Source organism: Sphingopyxis sp. 22461, assembly GCF_052044915.1.
Classification (GTDB): Bacteria; Pseudomonadota; Alphaproteobacteria; order Sphingomonadales; family Sphingomonadaceae; genus Sphingopyxis.
The window spans coordinates 92,426-104,506 of sequence record NZ_JBQENY010000006.1; the positions used below are offsets into that span (position 1 = coordinate 92,426).

Below are 12,081 nucleotides of genomic sequence, written 5' to 3' on the forward strand. Positions count from 1 at the left end.
GCCACTTGCAATAGATATGTCAGACCGATTGTGGTTCGCGAGACGGCAAGCGGACCGGTGCGGTCAATCGACGTCGGAAGCAAATCCGGGGCTCGCAGATGAGCGACGCTTCTCGCATCGCGGCTATTTGCGCCTTGCTATCGTAGCGACGCGCTTCTGAACACCACGACCTTCGTCGCAAGGACCCGATCGGTCTAAACCGAATCGGTCACGCACGATGCCATTTGGCCCTTCAGGCGGAGCTGTGCCGAAGACCCCCGACCGAATCCCGTCGAGAACGCGCTCAGTGACTGGGCGCGGAACCAGTGGCCGGATTGTAGAGAGGATTTGCAAGATCGAGCGGGGACGGATTCACCTGAGCGGACGGCTCGGCGCTCTCGGTCCATGCGCGGTAGATCATGTCCCTGAGCATCGCAGCGCCTGCTGCCGCCCGGCCGTAGACCAGAGCCCGCGCGTCCCGATCCTCCGGATTGGCAAAGCCACCTCTCTTCTCGATGATGTAGACGGTTTCCATATGGCTCCCCGCCTCGTCGAGGAAGGACAGGACGGCATCGAACAAATCGCCTCGCTGCCGAGCCGGTGCGCCGATCCGGTCGGCGAGGTTCTGTGGCTCCAGCGCGATCGCATCGACAAACTCGCTCTCGAAACGGCCATGGATGCTTCGGTCGGTCGTATAGTTTTTCGGATTGGCGCCCAGCCATCCATCGCTGTTGACCGAAGCGTGGAGCGGCTGCGAACCGTCGCCGATATAATGCCCAAGGCGGGCAACCTGATAGGCACAGTTCTGTTCCGGCACACTGGCGTCGGCACCCGCTTTTTGCGCAGCGCGAATCTGGCGCATGCAAACGACAAGGCGCCCATAGCTTTCCATTGCCGCATAGGGCAGCGTGCCGGTCCAGCGCACGTTGGTCCGCTTGGCCCGCTCCGGATCGCTGTCCTTGATCCGCAGATACTCGTCATGCAAGGCGAGGATAAACTCGTAGCGCGAGCGCGGGATGGGGCTCAAAAATGCGAACTGCTCCTTGAACCATCCATGATTGGGATCCTCCTCGATCTTTGAAAAGGGCTCTGAGGCGCTGCGCCAGCTGTCGGGCATGGTCGAAGATGCTGCAATATAGTCGGCATATCTGTGAAGGAATATGGGACCGTCGGCGGGCAGCGCTGCGATGGCTGCCCTGTCGATTGCTGCGTGGGCGCGTTCGCCCCAGGCGAGGACGGGGACAGGAACGGCGGCGCACGCGGCCGCAGCGAAAACTAACAGGAAATGGCGCACGGACTTTGCTCCGAACAGGACGTCAGGGATCGAGCGGATCGGCCGGTTCGACGTGAAACGCGACCGGGTCGGGGACGAAGCGCAGCGTGAAGCGATCGGGGCCGGGTGCCAGACGACCCGGCTGCACCCCCATTTCCTTCAGGTTGCGGAGCGCCAGTTCCTCGCCGCCGATATACTGGATCGTGCGATGGTCGGACACGATCAGCGCCGGCCGATCCTCTGGAAAGCCGGCGGCAAGCAGAAGCCGCGCGCAGTTGCGCAGGTTGGTGGTGGTATGGCGCGCATGCGGCTCCATCAGGATGCGGTCGGCCGGAATGCCATATTGCGTGACCAGCAGGCGCTTCATCTCGACCGCTTCGTTGAACGGCGTGCGGTTGGGGTGCACATTGCCCCCCGATACGATGATGAAAGGGGCCAAACCGCGCGCGAACAGATCGGCCGCAATTGCCAGGCGGATATGCCCCATCACGCCGGTGCGCGATTGAACGTCTTCCGGGCCATGGCCGAACACCAGCAGCGCGGTATAGGGCTTTGCGCGCCAGTTCATCCGGGCGACCGCCCGGGCCGTGTCGGCATTGTCACCGCCCAATAGCGGCCGGTAGCTGCCCGCGTCGATACGCTCGTTCATCTGGAGCAGGCCAATCGCGTAACGCAACGATGGATCGAAGAAAAGATCATCGGCTTTCGCCCGCGCGGCCGTGGCGACGCCGTGCGTATCCAGCACGTCCGCCATCTTGGGGTCGGCAATATTGAAAATGATGGAGTCGATAACGGGATAACGCGGTGGTGTCCCCTTGGCATAGACGGCGATGACCTGGTTCACCGCTGCCGCCGTTTCGGCCCACGCCGTGGCCACAAACTCCGCATCGGACAGTGCCGCATGGCGGGCGAAGCGCCCGGAAGGTCGCATTTGCCGCGTCACGAGCGCCCTGGCGCGCTTTTTATCGCTCACCATCAGCCGCAACCGCGTCTGCACCAGGGCGATATCCGCCTCGGTCCATATCCACGCATCGGCCAGACATTGCGGAGACGGCGCACAGCTGTTTTCCGGCACCCGCGCGGCGCGCGCGGCGGCAAGTTCCACCAGAACGGGATCGTCACGCAGCGCCTGCGCCCAATCGGGCGCCCGCATCATTGCGAACAGCGGAAAGATGCGGGTCGCCAGCGTGTCGGCAAAGGGCGATGCGTAGCCGGCCGGGTCCTGCGCCGCCGCCAGTCCCGGATAAAGGGACGAGGCGACGGCCAGGCAGATGCTCAAGGCTGTGGTGCGAATTGCGCGCACCCTTACCAGCTGCGGCTGAGGATAAAGCGGAAGCTGCGGCCGAATAAAGGTCGTCCATAGATCGCATCGCCCGCGCCCTGACCGGCGAGCTGGTCGGTCCGCGGGTTGCCCTCGGTCAATCCCTTGGCGTTGGTCAGATTGTCACCAACCACCTGGAAGCGCCAGTTGCCAAAGCTCGCCGACGCGCTTGCGCCGAATGTTTGATAAGCGGGCAACGCCGTCAGGTTGAAAAGATCGACGTAGCGGCGGCCCACCCATTCGTAACGTCCTGCGATCTCGACTTCGCCTCCGCCGACCGGGAAACGGACAGACGGACGCACATTGCCGAAAAACTTGGCCTCGCGGATGATCTGGTTGCCGTTCACCGCGGTCGGATCGGCGCCCGACGTGTTCGCGAGATTACGATATTGGGGGTCGGCCCAGGTGACCGAACCGGCCAGTTCGAACCAGCTCACCGGCTTGATCCGGCCGTCAACCTCGACGCCTTTTGCGACAGCCTCGCCGATGAACGGCACGGGCTGGTCATTGCGGCCGGTCACCGGGTTGAACGCGATAAACGTCGCGTTGAAAGGATCGAACTTGGTGTAAAAGCCGGTGACGTAGAGGTAGTGCGGGCCGAAGCTGGCCTTGACGCCCAGTTCATATTGCCGCGCCTTGGTTTTGATGATTGTCGGGGCGGTGCTGGATACCACGCCCATCTGGGGCGGCACTTCCAGGTTCGAAACGCGGCCGTAAGCGCCGAAATTGTCCGTGAAGTCATAATTGACGCCGGCCGTCCAGTTGGTCGCCGAGGGTTTGAGCTTGTTCGAAACGATGGCCCCGCTGAAAGCGCGGGTGGCGTTGTCGGCCAGCGTCGTCGCATCACCCAGATCGGCGGCGGTCGACAACAGCGCAAAGCCTTCATAGTCATACCATTCCTTACGGATGCCGCCGTCGACCCGCAGTCCGTCGGTAATCTCCCAGGTATCATTGGCGTAGACGGCGACCATCTTCGCATCGGCCTCGCCCTGGTTCAGCGTCGTGGTGTATCGCAACACGCCGTTCTGGGTGACCGAGCCGAGCACGGCGCCCGTCGCAGAATAGGCGACAAGGTCGATCGTGCGGGGCTGGCTCTGCACTTCGATCAGCATGTCCTGATAGGCCTGAAAGAGCGTATTGCCATAAGCCGCCCCATAAACGCCTATACGTACGTCATGGGTGCCCAAGCCGGTCTCGAACTTGCGGGTAACGCTGAGATCGGCCTGCCCCGAATAAAAGTCCGATTCGGAAACGCGATACTGGCCCGACATGATGAGGCCCGAAGCCGCGCCCGGATCATAAACCGTCGCGCCGTTGGTGCCCGCAACGGCATAGCCGAGCCGCGCCACGTCGGCCCCGAAAGCGGTGCGAGCGGCCGTCAGATAGCTTGCCGCAAAGGTGTTCGCGCTAACCGGGTTGGTGGTCGAATAGAAAGCGTCGAAGCTGCTCTTGCCTTTGGTGAAGCCGCCCTTGGCCGAAACCAGCCAGCCATCGAAATCGCCTTCATATTGCAGGCCGACGTTGAAGAAGCGCATGTGCCGGCCATCGGCAAGATCCCGGTTCAAACCCTGCAGCACGCCGGCACCATCGCGATATTTGACGTTGACGTTGCGGAGCGCCGGAGAGTTCAGCGTACCCGTGTGATAATCGATATAGGGATCGAGCGAGAGAGAGGGATTGCGCGGATCGGCGACCGGGATCGGAAGGTAGAAGATGTTGTGGTCGTTGGTATATTGCATCGACACCTTGACGAAGCCGTTGTCGAGGTCGTGCTTCAGGTTGGCGCGGATCTGGCCACCCTTGTCGCTGGGAAAGCCGCCGTCGCGATAGCCGTCATGCTGGCGCAGGAAGCCGCCGATGGCGAAATAGGTGCGCTCGCCGATCGGACCCGACTGCATCGCGTCGAGCCGGTACAGGCCGGTATCACCCAAAGTTAACTGCGCTTTGCCGCGCGCGTCGGGGCCGCCCGACACGGTGATGTTATTGGCGATCGCTGCGGCGCTGCTGGCATAGATCGGCGCCGGACCGCCGCGCACGATTTCGACGCGCTCGGTCATCAGGTCAAAGCGATTCATGCCTTCACCGGAGTTGAAAAACACGCCGTCAATCTCATGGTAGAGCGGCAGCCCGTCCTGCTGGAAGATCAGGTATCCGCGATCGGTAGGAATGCCGCGGACGCGCGTGATGTTCTGCACTTCGCCGCCAGTCGCTTCGACCTGGATACCCGGAACGGTGCCGAGCAGGTCGGCGAAATTCTTGGGCGCGATCCGCTGGACCTCTTCTTGTCCAAGGGAGTTCACGGCATAGGATACATCGAACCGGCGCTGGGCGCGGGCGCTTCCCGTCACGACGATGTCCGATTGCGCCGTCTCTTCTGCTCCTGCCTCCGCTTCCGGAGCGGCCGTTTGGGTTGCATCCTGTTCCGCAGCGATGCTGGGCATTGACCATGCCAACGCGGTCAAAGAAGATAGAAGCGTCAGAGCGTAATTTTTTTTGTGTGCGAGTTGCATTGTCGAGTCCCCTTATGGAACTCGGCCGGTTAGGGGCGCTTCGCGTCAATGCGGTTACACGCTGTCCATTCAGATTCCCAAAGGCGGAATTTTCCTGTCGGCGCATCCCTCGACGGGGCGAAGCACCGATATGTCCTGGCTCGCGCCGACGAATGGGTCACCGCTATCCAATCGAAAAACCCGGAGACATTGATGTTTCGCGCGTGCCGCCCTGAATCAGCGTCGGCGGGAAACCGGCTGCGAAACCGCTGTAAACGGGCGACACGAGCGGATTGAGCCATGCACCATCAGGTCGTTGGCGCGCCGTTCCACGAGCGACTGACCTGACAGCAAATCACCGTTTGCGGAATGTCCGCTTATGAAAAAAACGGGAACATGCGGCCGTTCGATTTGCAATGCGCCCGCGGTGGCAATTCCACCAATCTTGATACGGCGCTTTCGCCTCTCAACGGATTCGATTGGCCACCAAAGCTTCCAAGATCGCGGAGTCCGCGAGTGTCGATGTGTCGCCGAACGACGACACATCCCCTTCGGCGATCTTCCGGAGAATGCGGCGCATGATCTTCCCAGAGCGGGTTTTCGGCAGGCCGGGTGCGAACTGCACCGCGTCGGGGGTCGCGATCGGGCCGATTTCGCTGCGTACCCATTTCACCAGTTCGCCGCGCAGCGCGTCGTCCGCGGCGCAGCCGGCATTGAGCGTCACATAGGCGTATATGCCCTGCCCCTTCACATCGTGCGGCATCCCGACCACCGCGGCCTCGGCCACCTTGGGGTGGAGCACCAAAGCGCTTTCGACCTCGGCCGTGCCCATGCGGTGGCCGCTAACATTGATGACGTCATCGACGCGGCCGGTGATCCAGTAATAGCCGTCGTCGTCGCGGCGGCAGCCGTCGCCGGTGAAATATTTGCCCGGATAGGTGGTGAAATAGGTCTGGAAGAAGCGCGCACGATCACCCCAGACGCCGCGCATCTGTCCCGGCCAGCTCCGCGCGATGACGAGATTGCCCTCGGCTGCGCCGGGCAAAACATGCCCCTCGCCATCGACGAGTTGCGGATCGACGCCGGGCATGGGTTTCGTCGCACTGCCGGGCTTGAGCGCAGTCGCGCCCGGCATCGGCGCGATCATCGCGCCGCCGGTCTCGGTCTGCCACCATGTGTCGATGATCGGACAGCGGCCCTCGCCCACGACCGCATGATACCAGCGCCACGCCTCGGGGTTGATCGGCTCACCGACCGTGCCAAGCAGCTGGAGCGACTTGCGGCTCGTCCTTGTCACGAAGGCGTCGCCGTCCTTCATCAACGCGCGCAGCGCGGTGGGGGCGGTGAAGAGGGTGTGAACCTGGTGCCGGTCGACGACCTGCCAGATGCGGCTCGCGTCGGGCCAGTTGGGCAGCCCTTCGTACATCAGGGTCGTCGCGCCATTGGCGAGCGGGCCATAGAGGATGTAGCTGTGCCCCGTAACCCAGCCGATGTCGGCGGCGCACCACCACACCTCGCCGGGACGATAGTCGAAGCAAAGCTCATGCGTCAGGCTCGCCCAGAGCAGATAGCCCGCGCTGCTGTGGAGCACGCCCTTGGGCTTGCCGGTCGAGCCGCTCGTGTAGAGGATGAACAGGGGATCCTCGGCGTTCATTTCCTCAGGCGGGCAGTCGGCGGCGACCTCTGCGGCGGCCTCGTGATACCAGATGTCGCGGACCGCGGTCATCGCCACCGCGCCGCCGGTTGCCCGCACAACAATCACCTTCTCCAACGCGGGCGCGCGCTTTGCCGCCTCATCGACATTGGCCTTGAGCGCGATGCGCTTGCCGCCGCGCCGCCCTTCGTCGGCGGTAATGACGACGCGGCTGTCGCAATCGGTGATGCGGCCCGCCAGCGCCTCGGGCGAGAAGCCGCCGAACACCACCGAATGGATCGCTCCGATCCGCGCGCAGGCGAGCATCGCAAACGCCGCCTCGGGGATCATCGGCATATAGATGGTGACGCGATCGCCCTTGCCGACCCCTTGCGCCTTCAGGACATTGGCGAAGCGGCAGACCTCGCGGTGCAGTTCGCGAAAGCTGATACGACGCGGGTCTTCGGCGGGATCGTCGGGTTCCCAGATGATCGCGACGTCGTCGCCCCGGCTCGCGAGATGCCGGTCGATGCAATTGGCCGCGACATTGAGCGTGCCGTCGGCGAACCACGCGATGCGGAAATCGCCTTCGTCGAACGACCAGTCGCCCGCCGTGTCCGGCGCGTTCATCCAGTCGAGTCGCTTCGCCTGCTCCAGCCAGAAAACGTCGGGCTCTGCGAGCGAGGTTTCGTACATCGCGGCATAGGCCGCTTCGCCGAGCGCCCGCTCTGTCCACGCCGCCGGAACCGGATACACGTCGGACACGCGCTTTTCCTCCGTCATTGGCCGCGGATCGGAAGCACAGGTGCGCGGGCGGCGGGAAGCGAAACCTTCAGTTCCGCGGCAAGCGTCGGCGCGATCTGCCGCATGTCGATCACGCCCAGATTCTGGCCCGCGGCGATCCCCGGCCCCGTGATGAAGAAGGACGAATGCATGTCGGCACGGACCGTCCGCGTCGAGAAGGCACCATGCGCTCCGCCTTTGGACGGCTTCACGATCGGCCCCGTCATCGCGTTGGCCATCCGGTATCCGGGCTTGAACGCCACGACATATTCCGCTGCCGGCGGAAGCCCGCGATTCGCATATTCGTCGCGGGCGTAGATGCGCTCGATCCCGTTGGCCGGGTCGGCCGCCAGCTTTTGCAGATATTCGCTGACGCTTGCCTTCGTCTTCTGGTCCTTCCGGTCCTGGAGAACGATCAGCGCCGATCCGCCGACATACCAGACAAAGGCTTTCCACGAGGTGACCTCCTGCTCGTCGCCCTTGCCGCTGAGCTTGATGAAGCCCGCGTCGACGAAGGCGGCGTTCAGATTGACCTGATGCGTCACCCTGTCGAAGCCGTGATCGGACACGACCGCGACGACGCCGCCGGAATGCGTCTTCCGGTACGCCGCAACGACGCGGCCGAGCGCGGTGTCGATCCGTTCAAGCGCCGCGTTGCCCTCGGCGCTGAACGGACCGAACTCATGCTGCTGATGGTCGAAATTGACGAAATGGACCGTCAGCAATTCGGGGTTTTTCTGCTCGATCAGCGCGATCGCGTCGTCGGCGATCTTCGCGTCATCCTCGTCATTGCCTTCGACGAGGTTGAAATCGATATCGGTAGCCCTTTGGGTGACCGGCCAGAAGATGCTCCCGGTCTTGAGGCCCGCTGCTTTTGCCGCCCCCCACAGCGTAGGCGCCTTGATCTGCGCATAACTGCTATAGCTTTTCGGCAGCTTAGCGGCCGGCGCGAAGGGCCGATTGTTATAGATGCCGTGCTCGGCGGGCAGCACGCCCGTGACCAATGTCGTATGGTTCGGGTTGGTCACGGTGGGGTTCACGTTGATCACGGCCTGTGCGTAGCTCCCGCCGATCAGGAAGCTGCGCAGCATCGGAATCTTCAAGCCGTGTTTATCGGCGTCGAGCACGGCGTCGGGCCTCAGCCCGTCGATCGAGATCATCAGCACCGGGTGACGGCCGGACACTTCGGCAGCGTTCGGGGTTGCCGCGCCCGCCCGGGCGCCCGCCTGGCCCACCGGCAGGCTTGTTGCCATCACGAGTGCGATCGAAAACTGGATTGTCCGCCAAAGTTTCATGACTGGCTCCACAAATGAATGATGGGTCGGGCGGAATCTTAGAACCGGTGCTCGAGCTTCAGCTTGAACTGGCGGCCGCGCGGGTTGACGGTGCCCACGAAATAGCCCTCATCCTCGTCGGCAACGGGCGGGTCGGCGTCGAAGACATTGTTGACGCCGAAGGTCACGCGCGTGTCGTTGCCGGGGCCGAAGGCATAGGTGATGCGCGCATTGTGCAGGATCGCGGGCTTCACGCGCAGATAGAAGCGCTTGATGCCGTTATCGTCAAAGGTCATGATGCTCTTGGGCCGGCCGAGGGCTTCATAGATCGCCTCGGTGGTCGACGCCGACGTGTCGGCGTAGGGGCCGTAATAGCTGGTGAACCAGCCCAGCGACCAGCCGTCGCTCTTCCAGTTGACCGACGCAATGCCCTTCCATTTGGCGCGCTTGTTCCTGCCGAGTTCGTCGTTGACGATGCCATCGTCGGCCAGCTCCTCGTCGCGCTTCAGATAGTGCGTCGCTTCGGCCTTCAGCGTGAATTGGCCGAGGCCGAAGTCGGGCACGCGATATTGCAGCGCGAGGTCGAGCCCCGCGAGCTTGCGCGAGCCGAGATTGATATAGTCGTTGATCAGGCTGGTAATCTCACCGACGACGGCGCGCTTGGTGGCGTTGGTTGGCTGCGCGGCGTTGTACGCGTTGAAGGTCGCGATATCGACCGGCGTAGGGGCGCGGCGGGTGACGCGGCTGTTGCCCGCATAATTGGCCGTCCCCGATCCGAGATCGATCTGGTCGGCCGTCTTGCCCGACGCGAGCGCCGCCTGGGTGGCGAGGTCGAGCAGCAGTTCATCGGTCGCGAGCACCTCGGTGTTGCCGAGCGCGGTGATCGCGTCGCGCTGGTTCAGCCGCCAATAATCCACCGTGAAGGAAAGCCCGCGGATGCCCGGCACCTCCATCGCGATGCCCGCGCCGAAGTTCTTCGCCCTTTCGGGATTGAGCCGGTCGTTGCCCTGGCGGAAGGTGCGCCGCGGCGCGCTGTCGTCCGCCGCCGAATTGGTGACGTCGCGGCGATAGGGATCGGCGGTGTAGTTCACGCGCAGCAGCGGCGTGGTGTTGGTCTGCGCCAGGTTCGGCGCGCGGAACGATTCATTATAGGACGCACGCAGCTTCACCCAGGACGCGGGCGCCCAGAGGATGCTGTATTTGGGTGTCGTGCTCGATCCGTGGATCGAGAAGCGCTCGTGACGGATCGCGGCACTCAGCTCGAGCCGGTCGAACAGGAAGAAGCGGTTGTCGTCGGTCACCAGCGGCAGCGCGACCTCGGCATAGGCGGCCTGCACATTCTGCTTGGCGTCGATGTCCGAATTGGGGCTCATCGCGATGAAGTCGTTGTCGTTTTCGCGCAGGTACGGGAAATCATTCCCCGATCCGGGCGGGTTGAGGCCCGCGAACGGTGCCTTCCACGCATGATAGCTTTCCCAGCGCGCCTCGGCACCCGCCGCGACCTGGATGGGGCCGCCGCCAAAGGGAAGCTTCCAAAGCTCGCCGCCGATCTTCGCGTCCCACACGATGATCCGCGTTTTGCCATAGCGGTTGTCGGTGTCGTACATCGGCTCGGTGACCGTGTTGGGGTTCACATAGGGCTGATCGACAACGACGCGGTTGTTCACCACCTTGAACGTCACCGGGAACGGATTGTAGGCGCTGCCATCGGTGCGCGCGAGCGCCCGGCGCAGCAAAGATTCGCGGAAAATGTTCGACTCGGTCTCGTGGCTGTAGGCGCCCGAGACGAGCAGGCCGCTTTCCCAGGCCCAGCTGTCGCCGAACTTGCCGCGCGCGCCCGCCATAGCACGGTAGAAGGTCGAATCGACTTCGATATAGCGATCCTTGGTGCCCGGCGGGATCAGCCCCGACACGATCGTGACGTCGGCGGGTGTGCCGGCGATGCGCGCGGTGCCATCGGCGTTGGGCAGGCCCTGCGGATGATAAAAGCGCGAGCCGAACGGGTTATAGGGGTTCGACGCCGGGACATAGAGGCCGGGTTCGTTGACGTTCTGCATGTTCGCCGCTTCGCGCTGGCTGTTCGCGTGCGAGCCGGAGAAGAGGACATCGCCGAATATGGTGAAGCTGTCGTTGAACTCATGTTCGACGAACATCGCGAGATTGAGCCGCTTCAGCCCCGGCACAAGCGTGCGGTGCGGCAGGCGGTTGTCATAATATTCGTCCTCGGGGTTGCCGAGGTTGCGCGACGGCGCCGTCTGCTTGAAGTTCACCGCGCCATCGGCGCCGGGATAAAGGAAGAAGGTGCCGTCGGTCGCGACCGTCGCGACGCCCCCCGCGGGTGAGGTCGAGGTCGAGATCCCGCGGTTGCCGTCGGGCCGCCCGCCGTTGAACGTCAGGAAGTCCGACTGAATGAACCCGCGGCGGAACTGGCCATGATGGGTGATCGTGCTGCCGTTATCGAGGTCGTTGTCGAGCGAGAAGTTCGCGCCCGTCGCCGGATTGACGATCGGCAGGCCGTTCCACGGCGCGGGCAGTTTGCGCGTGCGTCGCAGGTCGGACTGCGACCCCCATTTGCGATCGCCGAACAGCAGGTCGTTGCGCCGGAAATAGTCGGCCGAAATGCCGATCGACGTCTGGCCGAACTGAAAGGTCTTCGCCGCCGTAACGCGGAATTCCTCGGCACCGCCGTGCTGCGTAATCGCGCTTTCCATCGAAATGCGTCCGCGATCCTTGGTCGGCGAGATGATGTTGTTGATCACCCCAGCCGCGGCATCGGCACCGTAGATCGCCGATGCGCCGTCGCGCAGCACTTCGACGCGCGATATCAGCGCGGTGGGGATGACATTGGCATTGGCCGAAAGCGACGGCACGCCTTGATCGGTCCCGGAAATCGGATGCGGCGCCATGCGGCGGCCGTTGATCAGCAGCAAGGTGCTGCCCGAACCGATGCCGCGCAGGTCGGGCGACGACACGTCGCCACGCGCGCCCTGCGAGGCGATCGTGCCTTCGTTGATTTCGGGCGGCGACGCCGACGGCAGCGTCTCGTACAGATCGGCGCCGGTCGATCCGCCGCGCAGGTCGATTTCCGACTGGTCGATGACGGTGACCGGCAGCGCGGTTTCGGCGCGCCGGATATTGGTGCCGGTCACGACGATTTCCTTCGTCGGCGCATCGGCTTCTGCGGGTGCCGCGTCGGCGGACGGAGCCGCATCCTGCGCGCGGGCGCCGGCTGCTGTGGCGAGCGCGAACACCATCGCGGTGCCGCATAGAATCGAATGACGAGCTTTCATGTTTCCCTCCGCATTAAGCAAAAATCGCAGTCTGGGTAG

Annotated in this window: 6 protein-coding genes; all 6 read right to left on the bottom strand. The window is 63.6% G+C overall.

What is annotated here, in order from left to right:
* Positions 1–283 precede the first annotated feature (283 nt).
* The 6 genes from ACTJI5_RS11340 to ACTJI5_RS11365 all read right to left on the bottom strand — a co-directional run bounded on the left by ACTJI5_RS11340 (position 284) and on the right by ACTJI5_RS11365 (position 12,042).
* Entirely contained in the window at positions 284–1,273 is a 990-nt protein-coding gene (locus ACTJI5_RS11340; protein ID WP_440860385.1) for a nuclease, read from the bottom strand.
* Positions 1,274–1,295: 22 nt separating this feature from the next.
* Positions 1,296–2,531: a YdcF family protein gene (locus ACTJI5_RS11345; RefSeq protein WP_440860386.1), complete on the bottom strand. Its 1,236-nt coding sequence runs from the start codon at positions 2,529–2,531 to the stop codon at positions 1,296–1,298.
* A gap of 26 nt (positions 2,532–2,557) precedes the next feature.
* Positions 2,558–5,014 carry a TonB-dependent receptor gene (locus ACTJI5_RS11350; protein WP_440860387.1) on the bottom strand — a complete coding sequence of 819 codons (2,457 nt, stop codon included), beginning with the start codon at positions 5,012–5,014 and terminating at the stop codon, positions 2,558–2,560.
* 514 nt (positions 5,015–5,528) lie between these two features.
* Entirely contained in the window at positions 5,529–7,478 is a 1,950-nt protein-coding gene (gene acs, locus ACTJI5_RS11355) for an acetate--CoA ligase (RefSeq protein ID WP_440860388.1), read from the bottom strand.
* Positions 7,475–8,773, bottom strand: coding sequence for an alkaline phosphatase family protein (locus ACTJI5_RS11360; RefSeq protein ID WP_440860389.1), 1,299 nt, complete (start codon positions 8,771–8,773; stop codon positions 7,475–7,477). Before ACTJI5_RS11360 ends, acs begins: the two co-directional genes overlap by 4 nt.
* 38 nt (positions 8,774–8,811) lie before the next feature.
* Positions 8,812–12,042, bottom strand: coding sequence for a TonB-dependent receptor domain-containing protein (locus ACTJI5_RS11365; RefSeq protein ID WP_440860390.1), 3,231 nt, complete (start codon positions 12,040–12,042; stop codon positions 8,812–8,814).
* Between the last annotated feature and the right edge of the window lie 39 nt (positions 12,043–12,081).

Coding starts and splice junctions, on each gene's coding strand:
- ACTJI5_RS11350 (WP_440860387.1), bottom strand. CDS start 5,014: ATGCCCAGCATCGCTGCGGAACAGGATGCAACCCAAACGGCCGCTCCG.
- acs (WP_440860388.1), bottom strand. CDS start 7,478: ATGACGGAGGAAAAGCGCGTGTCCGACGTGTATCCGGTTCCGGCGGCG.
- ACTJI5_RS11360 (WP_440860389.1), bottom strand. CDS start 8,773: ATGAAACTTTGGCGGACAATCCAGTTTTCGATCGCACTCGTGATGGCA.
- ACTJI5_RS11365 (WP_440860390.1), bottom strand. CDS start 12,042: ATGAAAGCTCGTCATTCGATTCTATGCGGCACCGCGATGGTGTTCGCG.